A 17,804-nucleotide genomic window follows, 5' to 3' on the forward strand; every position below is an offset into this window, starting at 1 on the left:
TGCAGCGCGGCCGCGACGTCGGTGGCGCGCATCTGGTCGTAGAGGGCCAGCAGGTGCACCGCCCCCTGCGGCGCGTGGATCAGCTCGGTCATGCCGGGCGCCTCGACGTCCTCCCAGCCCAGCACCTTGACCGGGCCGCGCCGGCCGATCCGGCCGGTCCGCTCGCGCACCGCCACCCGGCACAGCACCCAGTCCCGGGTCCGGGTGGGCTCGATGGCGGCGTCCAGCACGGTGGCGGTCGCGCCGGTCGAGCGGATCCGCACCCGCGCGTCGATGAGCTGCCCGATCACCAGGACCTCGTTGGCGCGGGAGGTGAACCGGCGCAGGTTGACCGAGCCGGTGGCCAGGGTGATCGCGTTGGGATCGATCGCGGTGACCCGCAGCATCGGCACGAAGATCCGCCGCCGGGTGGCCAGCTCGATCACCAGCCCGAGCACCCGCGGCGCCGTGCTGTCGATCCGCAGCGCCACCACCAGATCACGGATCTTGCCGATCGACTCGCCGTCCGGCCCGAACACCGGCAGCCCGACGAGCTGCGCGACGAACACCTTGGTCGTGGTGGCCACGGTGATCAGGCTAGTGGCCGGTCCCCGCCGGGGCGCAGTATGCCGATCCGACGGGGTGGTGTTTGCCTCATGTGTGCGGGGCGGTGCGCCAGGCGGTCCTAGGGTTACCGATAGGTAGCCGGACCGCCGGTTGGAGGCAAGAATGCGTTCCCCGAAGGACTTCTTCCGCCCGCTCGCGCTCGGCGCGCCGGACCCGGTTCGGGAGATCCCGTTCCGGCCGTCGCGGATGATCCACTTCCTGGATCCGTCCAACCCCAAGATGGTGGCCAAGGTGCCGGACCTGGTCCCGCAGGTCGACGTGCTGCTGGGCAACCTGGAGGACGCGATCGCGGCGGACCGCAAGGAGGCCGCCCGGGCCGGGCTGGTCGCCGTGGCCCGGGACACCGACCTCGGCGACACCCAGCTGTGGACCCGGGTGAACAGCCTGGACTCGCCGTGGGTGCTGGACGACCTGATCACCCTGGTCACCGAGATCGGCGACAAGCTCGACGTGATCATGGTGCCGAAGGTCGAGGGACCGGAGGACATCCACTACGTGGACCGGCTGCTGGCCCAGCTCGAGGCCCGGGCCGGGCTGCGCCGTCCGCTGCTGGTGCACGCGATCCTGGAGACCGCGACCGGGGTGGCCCGGGTGGAGGAGATCGCCATGGCCAGCCCGCGGATGCAGGGCATCTCGCTGGGCCCGGCCGACCTCGCGGCGAGCAGGCGGATGAAGACCACCCGGGTCGGCGGCGGCCATCCCGGTTACCTGGTGCGCACCGACCCGGTCGGCGCCGACCTGACCCAGGGACGCACCACCTACCAGCAGGACCCGTGGCACTACACGGTGGCGCGCATGGTGGACGCCTGCGCCGCGGCCGGGATCCTGCCGTACTACGGCCCGTTCGGGGACATCAAGGACACGGTGGCCTGCGAGGACCAGTTCCGCAGCGCGTACCTGCTCGGCTGTGTCGGGGCGTGGAGCCTGCACCCGGCGCAGATCGCCATCGCCCGGCGGGTCTTCTCGCCGGACCCGGCCGAGGTGGCCTGGGCCCGGCGGGTGATCGCGGCGATGGGCGACGGCACCGGTGCGGTGATGCTGGACGGCAAGATGCAGGACGACGCCACGGTCAAGCAGTGCCGGGTGGTGGCCGAACTGGCCGACGCGCTGGCCGCTCGCGACCCGGACCTCCTGCACGCCTACGAGGCGGCCACGAAGGAGGCGCTGGCATGACCGAGCTGACGGCCCGCCCGCGCCGGTCGGTGCTCTACATGCCGGGGGCGAACGAGCGGGCGCTGGAGAAGGCCAAGACCCTGCCGGCGGACGCGCTGATCCTCGACCTGGAGGACGCGGTCGCGCCGGACGCGAAGCTCGATGCGCGCAAGCGGGTCTGCGAGGTGGTGGCGCAGGGCGGGTACGGCCGGCGCGAGGTGGCGATCCGGGTCAACGGTCTGGACACCCCGTGGCACGCCGACGATCTGCGGGCCGCCGCCGAGGCCGGACCGGACGCGGTGCTGGTGCCCAAGGTCAACTCGGCCAGCGAGGTGCATGCGATCGAGCGGGCGCTGCACGCCGCGGGCGCCCCGGACCGCACGGCGATCTGGGCGATGGTGGAGACCCCGGTGGCCATGCTGAACGCCTACGACATCGCCCGGGAGAGCGCCCGGCTGACCGTGCTGGTGCTGGGCACCAACGATCTGGCCAAGGAGTTGCACGCCGAGCACGTGCCGGGCCGCGCGCCACTGCTCGGCGGCCTGTCGCTGGCGCTGCTCGCGGCCCGGGCCACCGGCCGGGCGATCCTGGACGGGGTCTACAACGACGTCCGCGACCTGGCCGGGTTCGAGGCGGAGTGCGTGCAGGGCCGGCAGTTCGGCTTCGACGGCAAGACGCTGATCCATCCCGGCCAACTGGAGCCGTGCAACCGGGTGTTCGCGCCGTCCGATGCGGAGATCGAGATGTCCCGGCGGATCATCGAGGCGTTCGAGGAGGCCCAGCGGGAGGGTCGCGGGGTGGTCACCGTGGACGGCCGGATGATCGAGCATCTGCACGTGGCCAACGCCCGCCGGATCCTGGGCCTGGCCGCCGCCATCGAGTCGCTGCACTCCTGACGGCGTAGCATCGCGACCAGGCGCGGGTGTGCGGAACTCCGCGTCACGGCGTGGAGTTCAGCGATGCCACTGCTGTACATCGTGCTCACCGTCCTGATCGTCGCCGGCCTGTGGGCGAGCGCGACCATGCGGGTGATCAAGCAGTACGAGCGCGGTCTGGTGTTCCGGTTCGGCCGGGTGCAGTCGCGGCTCCGGGAGCCCGGCCTGACCTTCATCCGGCCCGTCGCCGACCGGCTGGAGAAGGTCAACATGCAGATCGTCACGATGCCGGTGCCCGCCCAGGAGGGCATCACCAGGGACAACGTGACGGTCAAGGTCGACGCCGTGGTGTATTTCATGGTGATCGACCCGGCGCTGGCGATCGTGAAGGTGCAGGACTACAAGTTCGCCGTCGGGCAGGTGGCGCAGACCTCGCTGCGGTCGATCATCGGCAAGAGCGACCTGGACGACCTGCTGTCCAACCGGGAGCGGCTCAACCAGGGCCTGGAGATGATGATCGACAACCCGGCGCTGGAGTGGGGCATCCACATCGACCGGGTGGAGATCAAGGACGTCGCGCTGCCCGAGTCGATGAAGCGCTCGATGTCCCGGCAGGCGGAGGCCGAGCGGGAGCGGCGGGCCCGGGTGATCTCGGCGGACGGTGAGCTGCAGGCCTCGCACAAGCTGGCCCAGGCGGCGGCCACCATGGCGGACACGCCGGCGGCGCTGCAGCTGCGGCTGCTGGAGACGGTGGTGGAGGTCGCGGCGGAGAAGAACTCCACGCTCGTGTTGCCGTTCCCGGTGGAGTTGCTGCGGTTTCTGGAGGCTGCCAGCCATGGTGACGTCGGCGTAGTCAAACGACCACCCTCCGGAGGGGATGTCACTCCGGGGAGTTAAGGACGTTACAAAACGTCATAGGTTGCCGTGAGATAACGCACAGATCACGGTCCGGCCTTGCCTCGCCCCCACCTGTTCGGGTCAGGCTTGTCGCCATGGGTAGACACCGCGTCGCTAAAACCGGGCCACGTTTGTTTGGCCGGGGGCGTCGCCGCGACGACCTTTTCGAGCGCAGTTTCCGTAGCTGTGTCGGTTGTGGCGACGACGTCTACGTGCTCGCCGAGGACTGCCGGGGCTGTGGCCGGTCGACGGAGCTGCGCGTGCACTGACCGAATGGTCTGCCACTCGGAGTGGCACTGCGCACCTTTCTTGCGCGAACGGGCGTTAACCGCGAGATACTCACCGGTAACCCCGTCCCCGGAAAGGGAGCTCCGATGGCCCGCCTGGCGCAGACCGCAGGACTGACCGACATTCAGCGGGAGATTCTCGCGACGGTCCGCGACTTCGTGGACAAGGAGATCATCCCGCACGCCCAGGCCCTCGAGCACGACGACGCCTATCCGGCCGACATCGTCGACGGGATGAAGGAGATGGGCCTGTTCGGCCTGACCATCCCGGAGTCCTACGGCGGGCTCGGCGAGTCGCTGCTCACCTACGCGCTGGTCGTCGAGCAGATCGCCCGGGGCTGGATGAGCGTGTCCGGCGTGATCAACACCCACTTCATCGTGGCGCACATGATCAAGCAGCACGGCACGGACGCGCAGAAGGAGCGCCTCCTGCCGAAGATGGCCACCGGCGAGGTCCGCGGCTCGTTCTCCATGTCCGAGCCGGACCTGGGCTCCGACGTCGCGGCGATCAAGACCAGGGCCCGGCGGGACGGCTCCGACTACGTCATCGACGGCGCCAAGATGTGGCTGACCAACGGCGGTAGCTCGAACCTGATCGCCCTGCTGGTGCGCACCGACGAGGGCGCCGAGAAGGCCCACCAGAACCTCACCGCGTTCCTGGTGGAGAAGCCGGAGGGGTTCGGCGAGGTCGCCCCCGGCCTGACCATCCCCGGCAAGATCGACAAGATGGGCTACAAGGGCGTCGACACCACCGAGGCGGTTTTCGACGGGTACCGGATCGGTGCCGAGGCGATCCTCGGCGAGGCCCCCGGGCGCGGCTTCGCGCAGATGATGGACGGCGTGGAGGTGGGCCGGGTCAACGTGGCCGCCCGCGCCTGCGGCATCTCGATCCGGGCCTTCGAGCTCGCGGTCGAGTACGCCCAGCAGCGCCGCACGTTCGGCAAGCCGATCGCCGAGCACCAGGCCATCGCGTTCAAGCTCGCCGAGATGGCCACCAAGGTCGAGGCGGCGCACCTGATGATGGTCAACACGGCCCGGCTCAAGGACTCCGGCGAGCGCAACGACGTCGAGGCCGGCATGGCCAAGCTGCTCGCCTCGGAGTACTGCGCCGAGGTGACCCAGGAGTCGTTCCGGATCCACGGCGGTTACGGCTACTCCAAGGAGTACGAGATCGAGCGCCTGATGCGCGAGGCGCCGTTCCTGCTCATCGGCGAGGGCACCAGCGAGATCCAGAAGACGATCATCAGCCGGGGCCTGCTGCGGGAGTACCGGTCGCGCGGCTGACCGCCGTTTGGAAAAGGGACAATCGTGGCATCATTGCAACGGTGAGCGGTACGTTCTCGAGCCCGGCGCGCGGTCAGGGTCTGCCCCGGGTGCCGACGCCCCCGTCCGGGTGGCCGATCGGCTCCTACGACACGTACGCCGAGGCGCACCGGGCCGTCGAGTACCTTGCCACCAACGACTTCCCGGTGAACGAGGTGACCATCGTCGGGGTCGACCTGATGCTGGTCGAGCGGGTGATCGGCCGGCTGAGCTGGCCGAAGGTGCTCACCACCGGTGCCCTGTCCGGCGCCTGGTTCGGCCTGTTCGTCGGGCTGCTGCTCGGGGTGTTCAGCCAGCAGACCATGTCGTTCGCCCCCATCCTGGTCGGCCTGGCCTCGGGTGTGGTGTTCGGCATGGTGTTCGCCGCCGTCGGCTACGCCACCACCCGCAGCGGCCGGGAGATCGCCTCGGCCAGCCAGCTCGTCGCCGGCCGCTACGACGTGCTCACCCAGCCGCGCAACGCCGAGAAGGGCCGCGATCTGCTGGCCAAGCTGGCAATGCGCCCCAGCGTCTGACCCAGCCATACTGGGCTTCTGAGAGCCTTCTCAGCGGCCGGGAACGGACTGCCCCGCGTCTGCGTTGAGGTTCAACACGAACCGCTGCCAGCGACCATCGGAGCGGCCATGACGGGGAGCAGGCTGACCATCCGGACCGGAGCGGGCCCGGCCATGCCCGGATGCGGTCTGCCTAGCGGGTCCGATCGCGCGCAACCGGCTTGGGGATGTTCATGATCGCCCTGGCCATCACGTTCGCCGTGTCGGGCGCCGCGCTGTCGGCGGTCGGGGTGCAGCTGCAGGCTGCGGGGGTGCGGGCCGAGTCCCGCGAGTCCGGGCTGCGGCTGCGCGGGCTGGCCCGGCTGACCCACAACCCCACCTGGCTGATGGGTCTGGCGGTGCTCTCGCTGTGTGCGGTGCTGCAGATCCTGGCGCTGGCCCTGGCGCCGGTCACCGTCGTGGCGCCGATCGTGGTGCTCGCCCTGCCGGTCAGCGTGGTGATCAACGCGCGGGCCAACGGGGTGCGGCTGGACGCCGCGGCGCTGCTCGCGGTGGTGACCAGCACCGGCGGGGTGGTGCTGTTCGTGGCGCTGGCGGCCGGCGCGGCCAAGCCGGTCGGGTTCGACAGGTCCGCGGTGCTCTACGCCACCGTGATCGTCGCCGGCGCGGTGCTGGTGCTCGGCGTCGCAGGCGGGATGCGGCGCGGGATCGTGCGCTGCGTGGCCTTCGCCGCCGCCACCGGTGCGGCCTACGGGCTGGTGTCCGTGCTGGTCCGCGACGTCACCTTCAGCTTCCAGCACGGCGGCCTGCCGGCCGTGTCACCGCTGGCCATGACCGCGCTGGCGTTCGCCTTCGCCGCCGGGTCGCTGCTGCTGCAGCACGCCTACTCCAGCGGGCCGCCGGATGTGGTGGTCGGCTGCCAGACCGTGCTCAACCCACTGGTCGCCACCGCGCTCGGGATCGGGTTGCTGGACGAGACGGTGGACGCCGGCGGGGTTCGCGGGCTCGGGCTGGTGGCCGGCGCGCTGGCGGCGGTCATCGGAGTGGCGATGCTGGCCAGGCACCATCCGGACGCGATGCGCCAGGCCGGGCGCGTGGAGCCGGCTCAGGGTCCGGGCCAGGAGCCGGGCGGCGAGCCGGACACCTCCGTCTCGGCGTCCTCGACGCGGAAGGGGATCAGGCCGCGGGCCTGATAGTTGGCCAGCGCGGCCGGCCCGTCCAGCGTGCAGGTGTGCACCCAGACCCGGCGCACCGGCGGGGTTCGGGGCCACCGCCCGGCCATCGACCAGGCCAGCCGCAGGGCCTCGGTCAGCAGGTGGCCACCCAGACCCTGGCCCAGAAAACCCGGCAGCAGGCCGAAATACGCGATCTCCACTTCGGACACGTCTACAGTGGACGATCCGGCCAGCTCGACGTAACCGGCCGGCGCGCCCCGGCTCCAGGCCACCCAGGTCTCCACCATCGGACGGCTGAGGTACTCGACCCAGGCCGTCCGGCTCCACGGCAACCGGTCGGTCCAGTACCAGTCACCGCCGACCGCGGTGTAGAGGAACCGGCAGAACTCCGGCGCCGGCAGCTCCACCCGGGTGATCGTCACCCGCGGGTCCGGCGTGCGGGCCGGCCGGATCTCCTGCGGCGTCAACTGCTCGAGATAGGTCGTACGCACCAACAATGAGATCTGCCAAACCCCGGGCGTAATGGACCGGATCCGTGCCACGATTTCTCCAACCAGGGAAGAGTAAGGGAATTCCGCGATCGGCACTGGGCGAAAACCATGGCAGCCATACCGATGCACAAGGCGGGGACCACCGGTGGGGAACCGGTGCGGCCCGCGACCCGCAACTGGTCGGACGAGATCGGCAGATCCCGGTTGTCGGCCTGGCGGGTCGGGGTCGGCGAGCGGTTGCAGTGGCTGCAGGCCGAGTTGGACGGGCGCGACGACGAACCGCCCGGCGTGCTGCCCGCGATGACGATCGCGCACGAGTCCACCAAAGCCGACAGCAACCTGGCCACCTGGTACTCCGGCACGCACATCGAGCGCTCCTGGCGGGCGCTGCACCTGGCCGAGGCGCGGATGATCGCCAGCAGCCGGGATCTGGTCGGCCGGCTGCCGGCGGTGCGGGAGCGGGTGCTGGAGGACCTCGACCCGAAGGACCAGCGGGTCCGGGCACTGCTGGCGATCCGGCCGACGAACCTCGGCGAGGTGGAACGAGCCGTCGTCGCCGAGGCGCTGCGGGCCGCCTACGCCACCTCGGACAACTCGCACAGCGCGGTGCGCAGCCTGCGCAACCGGTTGGTGCTCTTCGGCATCCTGATGCTGTGCCTCAACCTCGTGCTCGGGGTGCTCAGCTCGGTGTTTCCCACGCTGCTTCCGTTGTGTATCAAGGGTTTCTGCGCCACCGGTGGCACCGAGCCGACCGGCGGGGACGTCTGGTTGGTGCAGTTGCTCGGCGCGCTCGGCGGGGCGGTCGCGGTGGTCATCCTGTTGCTGCGCACCAGACCCAGCGTGGTGGCCTACACCCTGACCCCGTACCAGGCGATCATCAAGATCATGCTCGGCGCCGTGCTGGCGGTGGCCGGCGTGCTGATCATGGCCACCGGGCTGCTCCAGGACGTGATCTCCAACCGCCCCTCGATGCTGGTGGCCGCGCTGATCCTCGGCTACGCCCAGCAGGTCGGTACCCGGTTCCTGGACAGCTACGCGGACAATGTGGTCGGCAAGGCCCAACCCAAGGCCGGTGAGACCAACACCTGACCGTCGATCCGGGCCCCGGCCGTTCGTATAGGGGGAAACGGCTCAGGGACAAGGGGAATGCGATGGACGGGATGCGGACGTTGGCCACCGGCCGGGGTCTGGTGGAGTCACCACGCTGGCACGCCGGCCGGCTGTACTACTCCGACTGGTCGGCCGGCGAGGTGCTCGCGGCCGGGCTGGACGGGTCCAGCGAGGTGATCGCCCGGGTGGCGTCGCTGCCGCTGTGCACCGCGTGGACGCCGGACGACCGGCTGCTCATCGTCTCCTCCGCCGACGGCGTGCTGCTGCGCCGGGAGCCGGACGGAACCCTGAGCCGCTACGCCGATCTCGGTGCGCCCGGCTGGAACGACATCGTGGTGGACGGCCGCGGCAACGCCTACGTCAACCGGGTCGACTTCGACCCGATGTCGGCCGAGCCACCCCGGCCCGGCTCGGTCCACCTGGTCACTCCGGACGGAACCGTCCGGCAGGTGGCCGGCGACATCGCCTTCCCCAACGGCATGGCGGTCACCCCGGACAACGCCACCCTGATCGTCGCCGACTCCTACCGCAACAGCCTGGTGGCCTTCGACATCGGCGCCCGCGGCGAGCTGACCGGCCGGCGGGTCTGGGCCGACCTCGGCGCCGGCACCCCGGACGGCATCTGCGTCGACGCCGAACACGCCGTCTGGTATGCCGACGTGCCCAACCGGTGCTGCGTCCGGGTCGCCGAGGGCGGCCGGGTGCTGCGGACCGTCGAGTTGGACCGGGGCGGCTTCGCCTGCGCGCTGGGCGGTCCGGACGGCACCACCCTGTTCATCGTCGCCGCGACCTGGCGCGGGATGACCGAACCCGAACCGGTGGCCCCGGGCAGCGGCCAACTGCTCGCCCTCGGCGTCGACGTGCCTGGCGCGGGCTGGCCCTAGGTCTGGTCGGCCTCGCGCAGCGCCGCGATCACGTCCTCGTCCCAGCGGTGCGTGCGGACCAACCGGTACCGCTGGCAGGCCGTCCGCATGTACGCCTCGGCGTCGGTCTCGGCGCCGATCAGGCCGGCGTTGCGGACCAGGTCGACCACCGGGACGAACTCCTCGTCGTACCAGCGCTGCGCCACGGTGCCGCGGTCGAGGAACCCGCCCTCGTGCTGCATCAGCCGAAAGCCCCACGCCTCGATGGATTCGGCCAGCTCCGCGTAGTCCCACGGGTCGGTCAGCTCGACGGCCGCCCGGGCGCGGCCGGTCAGCGGGACCCGGTCCAGGAAGATCCGGCGCAGGTCCTTGATGGTCAGGTCGCTGCGGTAGGCGATGCCCACCGCGGACAGCCGGGTCGCGACCACCGTCACGTAGGCGTCGATGGCGGTCAGGTCCAGCGCGCGGGCCACGGAGACCCGGTGATGCCCGTCGTAGACGAAATGCAGTTCGCCCACCCGGTACACCTCGATCGGCGGGATCGCCTCGCCGCGCCGGTGCGCCAGCGCCAGGCGCTGCCAGCGGTCCCGCACCGAGGCCGAGGTCGGCCGGAACCGGCGGTCGAACTCCTTGGTGCGGTCGACACTTCCGACGATCGAGTCCAGCGCGATGGTGCGCAGCCCGATCGGCCGTTCGCCGACCCGGCCGAGCGCGCCGATCACCTCGTCGAACGGCAGCATCACGTCCACGTCGTCGGGCACGTTGCGCACCCAGGTCGCCAGCCGGGACAGCACCTGCCGGCGCCGGGCCCGCACGAAGTCGTGCTCGGCGTCGGCGATGGAGAACCCGGTGTCACCCACCATCGCCGTGTCCCCCGATCTCCAGAATTCGAAAGCCGACCGTGTTCACCACCAGCGTCTCACCAAGGCGGCGGTCCGGCACCTGTGTTCCATAGGGGTGGATGTGTCCGTGCAACAACAGTTTCGGTCGCATCCGGTGCACCGCGTCGTGCAGGCAGGCGAACCCGCGGTGCGCCGGGTCCGCGGCGTCCCCGACGTCCCGCGCGGGCGAATGGGTGAGCAGCACGTCCACGCCGCGGCCGTCGCGCCGCCGGCGCCGGGCCGCGACCCTGGCGACCTTCCTGGCCCGCCGCGCCTGCTGGTCCTCGGTCCACTGGTTCGGCCCGTCGTTGTACCGGATCGACCCGCCGAGGCCGGCGATCCGCAGCCCGGCCACGTCCACCACCGTGCCGTCGGCGTTGGTCGCGCCGGCCGGTCCCGGCCACTCGTCGGGCAGGCCGTCGCGCAGCCACAGCCCGCGCCCCGGCCGGTAGCCGCGCAGGTCCCGATCATGGTTGCCGGGCACGAACACACACGGCCGGTCCAGCGCGTCGACCAGAAACTCCAGGTAGTCGAACGGCAGATCACCCGCTGCCAGCACCAGGTCGACCCGATGCCGGCGCACCCGGTCGGTCCACAGTGTGTCGACGACCTCGTCGGCCACCGCAAGCACCCTTGCCACGATCCGAGCGTACGGGCCAGATCCGGGTGGTGAACCGGTTACAGTCAGAGCATGCCTCGACAGTCCGACGACCGGTACGTCACCGGCGACACCAACTGGGACAGCTTCGAACTGCTCCAGTTGATCGGCATGGTGACTGACCGGGTCGATCTGAAGACACTGAACTCGCTGGCCGAGGAGTGGCGATCGACCGGCGGGGCGCTCAGCGGCGCGGCCAGCGAACTGGGGACGGCGCTGGACCGGCTGATGAACTACTGGAGGGGTGAGGCGGCCGAGCAGGCCCGCGCCGACGTCGCGCGCAACGCGGAGTGGATGGCCGCCCTCGGCGCCACCGCCTACGAGGTCGGCTCGCCGATCGAGGACAGCGCCTACGCGCTGCGCGCCGCGCAGGACCAGATGCCGGACATGGGGCTCGCGGTACAGGCCGTCGCCGGACGCGGCTCGGCGCCGGACGGCGCCGAGATCGGGGAACTGGCCGGTGGGCCGCTGGGCGCCTCGATCGGCGCGACCGCGGCCGGCACCGAGAGCGCCGCGGCGGCACAGCAGGCCCAGAACGAGCTCAAGCGTCAGGCCGTCGACGTGATGCGCCGGTTCGAGACCGCGGCGGTCGGCATCGACGCGGCCATCCCGGCCTTCGAGGGACCGGACGCCGTGGGGCGCGCGCCGGTCGCGCCGTCACCCCGGCGTCCGCAACCGGTCACCCCACCCGGCCAACCGCCGGCCCCGAACCCGCCGGGTTGGCAGGAGCTGACCGGCGGGCAGGGCACCGGCGCGTCCCAGCACCGGTTCGACGGTTCCGGCGGCGGTGCGGATCGCGGGCTGCGGGTCGGCGGCGGTGGCGGTGGCGGTGTTTCCGGCGGCGGCGCCATGCCGACCGTCCTGCCCGGGCCGGGTGCCGGTTCCGGGTTCGGCGGCGGCCGGGTGCCCGGCGGCGGGCCGGGCACCGGAGCCGTGCCCACCCCCGAGCGGGTCGCGGGCACCCTGCCGATGAGCGCGGCGCTGGCCGACCCGGACGGGCCGCACGGCGCCACCGGCGCCGGGGCCCCGATGGGCGCCGGAATGGCCGGCGCCGGAGCCGGCGGTGCCGCCGGTGATCACCGCAGGCGCTTCCCGGTCGACGCCGACGATCCGTTCGCGCTGGAGAAGAAGGCCTCGCCGCCGGTGATCGGGCTCTAGGAGGGGAACGGCCGCCATGGGAGAGAACAACGACACCGAGTTCGGTTCGGCGCGGGGCCAGCTGGATCTGGAGTCGGCCGCGCTGCGCCACGAGGCGCCGCCCGCGCCACCGCCGATGCCGATCAGCGTGCTGGTGGCTGCGGCGCAGACCGCCCGGCCGAGGCCGGCATCGAGCGGCGGGTGGGCCGTGGATCCCTACTCGCTGCGGGAGTTCGCCGCCGCGATCGACTCGGTTCGGGAGTGGCTGCGGGTCGTGGACGACAAGATCGAGCTGATGCGGTCGGCCAGCTACACGCCGTCGCTGGGCACCAGTCCGGTGGCCGAACAGCTGGAACACAAGTTCCGGGACCGGCTGGACGCTCCGCTGGACGACCCGAAGCATCCGACCAGCGGCGGCCTGCGCCCCATGCTGGCCGAGGCCCGGCGCCGGATGGAGGAGTTCCTGGCCGGCGCGGAGGACGCGCTGCGGCTCTACCGGGATTTCGACACGGACGCCGCCGACCGGTTCCGCCGGGGCTGAGCACGGATCATGGGGCTGCGAAACGGGTTCGACGCGTCGCTGGACGCCGTCGAGATGGACCTGCTGTGCACGTTCGCCGGGGTGCCGGCGCCCTTTCCGTTGCAGGTCCCGTCCGCCGGGGTCAACCGGGCGGAGCGGCTCGGGCTGTTCCGGCAGGCGCGCGACCGGCTGGCCGCGCGCGGGCTGGCCGATCACCGGGGTCCCCGCGCGGTCGCCGAGGCGTTCGTCGAGCTGTTGCGGTCCAGCCCGGTGGTGCTGGACCTGTTGCTCACCGCCGGGGACGACCAGTTGGGCGCGGTGCTGCTCGCCGCGCGCGACGAGGCCGTGCTCGCGGTCGCCGAACTGGACACCGACGAGCCGGTCACCAACCTGATCGTGCTGCAGGTCGACGACGCGGTGGACGAACTGTTCGGGCTGGTGCCGGCGCTGGACGCGGCCATGACCACCCCGTTCACCGTGCCGCGCCGCGCGGTGCACCAGGTCTACCGGGTGCTGCGCGAGCGGGCCCGGTCCGACGGGGGCTGGCTGGACGGCCACGAGCTGGACGAACTGCTGAGCGCGCACGGGATCGACGAGCGGGTCGCCCGCCGGATGAGCACGGCGCTGCAGCCGGTGCTCGGCAACGGCCAGGCCGGGCTCACCGAGCGGCGCGGCTACGCCGGGGACTGGCAGCGGGTCGGTACCGAGCTGCGCTGGCTGGACACCGAGCACGGCCGGTACAAGCTCGGCGGTGATACCGAATGGACGAGCGTGAACCCGTTGTTCGCCAACGAGTTGTACTCCGCGATACGCCATTTGGCCGCCGGCATCGGATAGTTGACGACCTTCGTCTGGTGTTCAACCGTTTCAGTGTCCGGTGTCGGTCCGATCCGATAACGTAACGGTCGGAAGCGACGATTTGGCATGGATCGGGGTCCGGCATGGCTTTCCTAGAGGGCTTGAGCGGTCTGTTCGCCAACCTGCGTCAACAGGCGGCGAACGCGCGCGCCGAAGCCGAGCGGCAGCGGCGCGAGCGGCGCCAGGAGAACGATCGCTGGGTCACCGGTGGCGTGAACTGGGACGGCTACGGGCTCGAAACGCTGATCAAGATGGTGGCCGAGCGGGCCAGCCCCAACCAGCTCGACTCGCTGGCCGGCGAGTGGCGCCGGCACGGCGACGCGGTCAACCAGGCCTCGACGGACCTGCAGACCTCGCTGGACACCCTGATGAACTACTGGTCCGGCGGCAGCGCGGAAGCGGCCAGGCAGAGCGTCACCACCAACGCCCGGTGGATGGGCGAGCTCGGCGACACCGCCGGACAGATGGGCAACCCGATCGAGGACGCCAGCGGCGCGCTGCGCTCGGCGCAGAGCACCATGCCCGGCAAGCCGCACGACGCCTGGTACGCCACCGCGGGCGGCGGTGCGCTGGCCGGGTTTGCGATCGGCGGGCCGATCGGAGCCGCGTTCGGCGCCGCCATCGGCGGCATCGCCAGCGCGTTCGGCTTCGGCAGCAACAAGAAGAAGCTCAAGCGCAAGGCCGTGCAGACCATGCAGCGCTACGAGAACGCGCTGCTCGGCGTGGACGGCACCACCCCGCAGTTCGGCCTGCCCGCCGACGGCGTCAACCCGGGCACCGGCCAGCCGGCCAACCCCGGCCGCCCCGTCGGCACCCCGGGTGCGCCTCCGGTGCCGCCCGGCGGCAGCAGTCCGACGCTGCCCCCGCCCAACCACGTCTCCCCGATCGGCACCGCCCCCTCGCTGGCCGGCGGCGGCGGGTTCGAGAACCGCTGGCGGGCGATCACGAACCCGCCCAGCACCGTCCCGGTCGGGGGCGGTGGCGGCGGGCTGCCCGGCGGCGGAATCGGTGGGCTGCCCGGCGGCGGGTTCCTGCCGCCCGGCGGTCGTGGCGGGGTCGGGCCGGGCGGTCGCGGCGGCGTCGGTGGGGTCGGTGGCCGGGGCGGTACCGGCGCTGGTCGCGGCGGAGCCGGTGGTCGGGGCGGAGTGCCGGGCGGCGGCATCGGAGCCGGCGCGGGCCGGGGCGGTGCCGGCACCGGTCGTGGTGGCCGGGGCGCCGGAACCGGTGGCCGAGGCGGGACCAGTGCCGCCCGGGCCGGCGGACTGGGTCGCGGCGGAGCCGGCGGCCGGGGTGGGCTGCCCGGCAGTGGTCTCGGCGCGGGCGGCGCTCGCGGTGGCGCGGGCAAGGACCGGGAGCACAAGCGGCGCCCAGGTCTTGAGGTCGAAGGCCCGGAAGGCATGTTCGACGGCGGCTACGGGCCGGGCGGGCGCGGAGGCACCAGTGCCGCGGGCGCCGGGCGGGGCGCGGCGGGCCGGGGCGGCATGCCCGGCGGCGGTCTCGGCGCGGGCGCCGGGCGCGGTGGAGCGGGCAAGGACCGCGAGCACAAGCGGCGGCCGGGCCTCGAGGTGGACGGCAGCGCCGATCTGGTCGGCGGCGTGGACGGCTACGGTCCCGGCGCCGGTGGGCGGTCCGGCATCGGCGCCGAGGCCGAGCGCGGCGGACGCGGCCGGTTCGGTCGGGGCGGCGTGCTCGACCCGCACGGCTCGGGTGGTTACGGCGGGGCCGCCGGCGCCGGGGTGCGCGACGAGGAAGACGAAGAGCACGTGCGCCGGTTCCCGGTCGAGGAGGATCCGTTCTCCTCCGCCGACCTGAAGGCCGCGCCACCGGTCATCGGCCTGTAGAAGGAGAAGCCAGATGTACCTCGAAGGACAGGGTCCGCTCGCGGGTGGCGAGGGCTGGCAGGTCGAACCCGACCAGATGCGGGAGTTCCGCTCGGCGGTGGAGCGGGTCCGGGCCGACCTCAACCGGATCACGCAGCAGGTGACCGACATGGGCAGCCCGAGCCTGGCTCCGATGCTGGGCACCAGCCCGGTCGGCCAGGAGATGGCGGAGAAGTTCAACGACCGGCTCTCCGGTGAGGGCGGCCTGGCCGGACAGCTGCGGGTGGCGTTGCAGCACATGGAACAGTTCATCGAGAGCGCCGAGCGGACGGTGGCCGGGTACGAGCAGGCCGACGCCGACAACGCGGCCGGCATGACCTACAGCTGAGCGAAGGGCCGACCAGCCAGATGGTGACCGGGACGGACCGGGGCGAGATCCTGCACCCGGTCGAGGTTGAGCTGCTGTGCGTCTTCGCCGAGGTGGTCGCGCCGTTCCCGCTGGAGGTGCCGTCCTCCGGGGTGACCGAGCTCGAGCGCGTGGTGATGTTCCAGGGCGCCCGGGAGCTGATGACCGAGCGCGGCCTCGCCGACGAGAACGGACCGCTCGGGGTGGCCGACGATTTCGTCTACCTGCTGCGCAACGCGACCGGCGTCCTGGATCTCGTCCTGGCCGAGGAACGCCAGACGACGGCCGCGGTGGTGCTGGCCTACCGGGAGGAGGCGCTGCTGGTCACCCAGGACCTGGCCGACCCGGACCGGATGATCCGGATGTCCGCCGCCACGATCGACGAGGCCGTCGACGCGCTGGTTCGCCTGGTACCCAGGCTGGATGCCGCCGCGACGGCACCGTTCAGCCTGCCCCGCAAGGCAATCGCCGACGCGCTCGGGGCCATGCGCGCCCGGATGCCCGAACCCGACCTCTCCGTGTCCGATGTGGACACCACGGTCGAGATCCGTCAACCCCAACGGATGTCCACCGAGGAGATCGACGATCTCCTGCGCGCCCATGGCATCGACGAGCGCCTGGCCCGCAAGATGGTCACCCAGCTGCAACCCGTCCTGGGCAACGGCCAGGCCGGACTGGCCAGACGCGACGACACCGAAGACCAGTGGCGCCGGGTCGGTGACGAGATCCGCTGGCTGGACACCCGCCGCGGCCGCTTCCGCCTGGCCGAGGACGGCGACTGGATGAGCGTCAACCCCTTCACCGCCGACGAGCTCCGCTCCGCCCTGCGCGCCCTGGCTGCCAGCATCCGCACCTGACCCCGCGAGTCCCCACTTCCAGCCCGGCGAGTCGCCGGTTCGGTCCTGGGTCAGGAGCGGAGGGACAGGGTGGGGTCCGGGGTGTCGCGGCGGTTGCGGCGGATGGTGTGGACGATGAAGAGCGTGAGCAGCAGGGCGCCGACACCGCCCAGGGAGCCGATGAGGGCCACGGTGGCCGGAGTCCAGTCGCGCTCGACGGGGGCGGGCATGTCGAGCGCGATCGGCTTGGGCGGGTCCGGGGCGATGCCCTGCTCGCTGGGGATCATGGCGGTGAGGGCGGCGATCGGGTTGATCATGCCGTAGCCGACCAGGTTGTCCCGGCCACCGGCGGCGGCGGGGTGCGACGCGGTGGCGGTGATCCGCTCCTTGACCTGTTGGGCGGTGAGGTTCGGGTAGCGCTCCCGGACGAGCGCGGCGGTGCCGGCCACGTACGGCGCGGCGAAGCTGGTGCCCTGGATCTGGGACGGCTGCCCCTGGGCGGTCAGCAGGCGGTTGGCCAGGCCGGACTGGTTGCCGGGATCAAGCGAGGTGATCTCGGTGCCGGGCGCGCCGACGGTCACCCACGGGCCCTGCACCGAGAACGAGGCGGGGTCGCCGTTGCGGTCGATCGCCGCCACCGAGATCACGTAGTCGGAGAACCAGGGCGGGGTGACGATCGTGGTCGGCCGGTTGGCGTCCGGACCGTTCTGCTGGTTGCAGTCGTTCTCCTTGAGGTTGCCGGCGGACGCGACCACCACCACGTCCTTCTCCTCGAAGGCGTACCGCAGCGCGGACTGCACGGCCACCTCGGCCGGGCGGATCGGCCCGGCCGGCCGGCAGCTGTCCACCGACATGTTGATCACGCCCTTGGGCACCCGGTCGGCCGCGCGCACGATGGCCTGGGCGAGCGTGAGCAGGTTGCCGGCGGTGCGGGTGTCCTGCTCCGGGTCGTTCGGGTCCGTGCCCTGGTAGTTGGCGCTGGACTGGCGGATGCTCACGATGCTGGCGTCCGGGGCGATGCCCTTGAACCCGATGTTGCTGTTCGCGGGCGGGTTCGCCGCGATGATCCCGGCCACCTCGGTGCCGTGCCCGTCGCAGTCCTCCAGACCCTGCTTGTCGGCCACGTAGTCGCCGCCACCGGACAGCCGGCTGCCGAGGAAGTCGTGCTGGTTCACCCCGGTGTCGATCACCGCAACGGTCTGGCCCTTGCCGGTGGCGAACCGGTGCAGTTCGTCGAAGCGCAGCCGGGTCTGTCCCCACGGCTTGTTGGGCAGCACGACGCCCTCGTTCAACGACTGGACGCACAGGGTCTTCTTCTCGTACGTCAGGTCGGGCTTGCCGGAATCCTGCGGCACCTGGGTGCCGGCGGGCAGCGGCGGCGGCTTGGCGAAACCGTCGCCCTGGTCCTGCGGCTG

The 17,804-nt window shown here is 72.0% G+C and carries 19 protein-coding genes; 14 read left to right on the forward strand and 5 right to left on the reverse strand.

Annotated elements, in window-relative coordinates:
* Positions 1-566: PRC-barrel domain-containing protein (locus tag VFO68_RS14960; protein WP_325158879.1), on the reverse strand; the 566-nt coding region annotated here is incomplete at its 3' end.
* A gap of 142 nt (positions 567-708) precedes the next feature.
* Between VFO68_RS14960 and VFO68_RS14965 the strand changes: the two genes are divergently transcribed.
* The 6 genes from VFO68_RS14965 (at position 709) to VFO68_RS14990 (ending at position 6,827) form a co-directional block, all read left to right on the forward strand.
* On the forward strand, positions 709-1,779 hold the full coding sequence (locus VFO68_RS14965; RefSeq protein ID WP_325158880.1) for a CoA ester lyase: 1,071 nt from the start codon (positions 709-711) through the stop codon (positions 1,777-1,779).
* Positions 1,776-2,654 (forward strand): CoA ester lyase, encoded by an 879-nt coding sequence (locus VFO68_RS14970; protein WP_325158881.1) that lies wholly within the window; start codon positions 1,776-1,778, stop codon positions 2,652-2,654. Before VFO68_RS14965 ends, VFO68_RS14970 begins: the two co-directional genes overlap by 4 nt.
* Before the next feature lie 126 nt (positions 2,655-2,780).
* Complete coding sequence (locus VFO68_RS14975) at positions 2,781-3,530, forward strand: slipin family protein (protein ID WP_414635510.1); 750 nt, start codon at positions 2,781-2,783, stop codon at positions 3,528-3,530.
* A gap of 374 nt (positions 3,531-3,904) precedes the next feature.
* On the forward strand, positions 3,905-5,101 hold the full coding sequence (locus tag VFO68_RS14980; RefSeq protein ID WP_325158883.1) for an acyl-CoA dehydrogenase family protein: 1,197 nt from the start codon (positions 3,905-3,907) through the stop codon (positions 5,099-5,101).
* Between the two features lie 32 nt (positions 5,102-5,133).
* Positions 5,134-5,655 (forward strand): general stress protein, encoded by a 522-nt coding sequence (locus VFO68_RS14985; protein ID WP_414635511.1) that lies wholly within the window; start codon positions 5,134-5,136, stop codon positions 5,653-5,655.
* 212 nt (positions 5,656-5,867) lie between these two features.
* Positions 5,868-6,827: a DMT family transporter gene (locus VFO68_RS14990; protein ID WP_325158885.1), complete on the forward strand. Its 960-nt coding sequence runs from the start codon at positions 5,868-5,870 to the stop codon at positions 6,825-6,827.
* On the opposite strand, the gene VFO68_RS14995 is transcribed toward VFO68_RS14990, so the two are convergent.
* Positions 6,740-7,300 carry a GNAT family N-acetyltransferase gene (locus VFO68_RS14995; protein WP_325158886.1) on the reverse strand — a complete coding sequence of 187 codons (561 nt, stop codon included), beginning with the start codon at positions 7,298-7,300 and terminating at the stop codon, positions 6,740-6,742. The genes VFO68_RS14990 and VFO68_RS14995 overlap by 88 nt on opposite strands.
* Before the next feature lie 108 nt (positions 7,301-7,408).
* On the opposite strand from VFO68_RS14995, the gene VFO68_RS15000 reads away from it, so the two are divergent.
* Both VFO68_RS15000 and VFO68_RS15005 read left to right on the forward strand, forming a co-directional pair.
* On the forward strand, positions 7,409-8,389 hold the full coding sequence (locus VFO68_RS15000; RefSeq protein WP_325158887.1) for a hypothetical protein: 981 nt from the start codon (positions 7,409-7,411) through the stop codon (positions 8,387-8,389).
* A 62-nt stretch (positions 8,390-8,451) separates the two neighbouring features.
* Positions 8,452-9,294 carry an SMP-30/gluconolactonase/LRE family protein gene (locus VFO68_RS15005; protein WP_325158888.1) on the forward strand — a complete coding sequence of 281 codons (843 nt, stop codon included), beginning with the start codon at positions 8,452-8,454 and terminating at the stop codon, positions 9,292-9,294.
* Here VFO68_RS15005 and VFO68_RS15010 read toward each other — a convergent pair.
* A complete protein-coding gene (locus VFO68_RS15010; protein WP_325158897.1) occupies positions 9,291-10,133 on the reverse strand; it encodes a chromosome partitioning protein ParB in 843 nt (280 codons plus the stop codon). The genes VFO68_RS15005 and VFO68_RS15010 overlap by 4 nt on opposite strands.
* A complete protein-coding gene (locus VFO68_RS15015; RefSeq protein WP_325158889.1) occupies positions 10,126-10,794 on the reverse strand; it encodes a metallophosphoesterase family protein in 669 nt (222 codons plus the stop codon). The genes VFO68_RS15010 and VFO68_RS15015 overlap by 8 nt, the downstream gene beginning before the upstream one ends.
* A 51-nt stretch (positions 10,795-10,845) precedes the next feature.
* On the opposite strand from VFO68_RS15015, the gene VFO68_RS15020 reads away from it, so the two are divergent.
* The 6 genes from VFO68_RS15020 (at position 10,846) to VFO68_RS15045 (ending at position 16,410) form a co-directional block, all read left to right on the forward strand.
* Positions 10,846-11,970, forward strand: coding sequence for a PPE domain-containing protein (locus tag VFO68_RS15020; RefSeq protein WP_325158890.1), 1,125 nt, complete (start codon positions 10,846-10,848; stop codon positions 11,968-11,970).
* A gap of 16 nt (positions 11,971-11,986) precedes the next feature.
* Positions 11,987-12,490 (forward strand): hypothetical protein, encoded by a 504-nt coding sequence (locus VFO68_RS15025; RefSeq protein WP_325158891.1) that lies wholly within the window; start codon positions 11,987-11,989, stop codon positions 12,488-12,490.
* A 9-nt stretch (positions 12,491-12,499) separates the two neighbouring features.
* Complete coding sequence (locus VFO68_RS15030; protein ID WP_325158892.1) at positions 12,500-13,306, forward strand: ESX secretion-associated protein EspG; 807 nt, start codon at positions 12,500-12,502, stop codon at positions 13,304-13,306.
* A gap of 122 nt (positions 13,307-13,428) precedes the next feature.
* Positions 13,429-15,168, forward strand: a complete 1,740-nt coding sequence (locus tag VFO68_RS15035; protein WP_325158893.1) for a WXG100 family type VII secretion target — start codon at positions 13,429-13,431, stop codon at positions 15,166-15,168.
* Positions 15,169-15,181: 13 nt separating this feature from the next.
* Positions 15,182-15,535 carry a hypothetical protein gene (locus tag VFO68_RS15040; protein ID WP_325158894.1) on the forward strand — a complete coding sequence of 118 codons (354 nt, stop codon included), beginning with the start codon at positions 15,182-15,184 and terminating at the stop codon, positions 15,533-15,535.
* Between the two features lie 20 nt (positions 15,536-15,555).
* Positions 15,556-16,410, forward strand: coding sequence for an ESX secretion-associated protein EspG (locus VFO68_RS15045; protein WP_325158895.1), 855 nt, complete (start codon positions 15,556-15,558; stop codon positions 16,408-16,410).
* A 50-nt stretch (positions 16,411-16,460) separates the two neighbouring features.
* Here the strand turns inward: VFO68_RS15045 and mycP are convergent.
* The coding region (gene mycP / locus VFO68_RS15050) for a type VII secretion-associated serine protease mycosin (RefSeq protein WP_325158896.1) at positions 16,461-17,804 on the reverse strand (1,344 nt) is incomplete at its 5' end.

The organism is Actinophytocola sp. (assembly GCF_035712165.1).
Taxonomy (GTDB): Bacteria; Actinomycetota; Actinomycetes; order Mycobacteriales; family Pseudonocardiaceae; genus DASYTH01.

Bases quoted from the DNA above. Each gene is read 5' to 3' on its own strand.
- VFO68_RS14965 (WP_325158880.1), top strand. From the start codon at position 709: ATGCGTTCCCCGAAGGACTTCTTCCGCCCGCTCGCGCTCGGCGCGCCG.
- VFO68_RS14970 (WP_325158881.1), top strand. From the start codon at position 1,776: ATGACCGAGCTGACGGCCCGCCCGCGCCGGTCGGTGCTCTACATGCCG.
- VFO68_RS14975 (WP_414635510.1), top strand. From the start codon at position 2,781: ATGCGGGTGATCAAGCAGTACGAGCGCGGTCTGGTGTTCCGGTTCGGC.
- VFO68_RS14980 (WP_325158883.1), top strand. From the start codon at position 3,905: ATGGCCCGCCTGGCGCAGACCGCAGGACTGACCGACATTCAGCGGGAG.
- VFO68_RS14990 (WP_325158885.1), top strand. From the start codon at position 5,868: ATGATCGCCCTGGCCATCACGTTCGCCGTGTCGGGCGCCGCGCTGTCG.
- VFO68_RS15000 (WP_325158887.1), top strand. From the start codon at position 7,409: ATGGCAGCCATACCGATGCACAAGGCGGGGACCACCGGTGGGGAACCG.
- VFO68_RS15005 (WP_325158888.1), top strand. From the start codon at position 8,452: ATGGACGGGATGCGGACGTTGGCCACCGGCCGGGGTCTGGTGGAGTCA.
- VFO68_RS15020 (WP_325158890.1), top strand. From the start codon at position 10,846: ATGCCTCGACAGTCCGACGACCGGTACGTCACCGGCGACACCAACTGG.
- VFO68_RS15025 (WP_325158891.1), top strand. From the start codon at position 11,987: ATGGGAGAGAACAACGACACCGAGTTCGGTTCGGCGCGGGGCCAGCTG.
- VFO68_RS15030 (WP_325158892.1), top strand. From the start codon at position 12,500: ATGGGGCTGCGAAACGGGTTCGACGCGTCGCTGGACGCCGTCGAGATG.
- VFO68_RS15040 (WP_325158894.1), top strand. From the start codon at position 15,182: ATGTACCTCGAAGGACAGGGTCCGCTCGCGGGTGGCGAGGGCTGGCAG.
- VFO68_RS15045 (WP_325158895.1), top strand. From the start codon at position 15,556: ATGGTGACCGGGACGGACCGGGGCGAGATCCTGCACCCGGTCGAGGTT.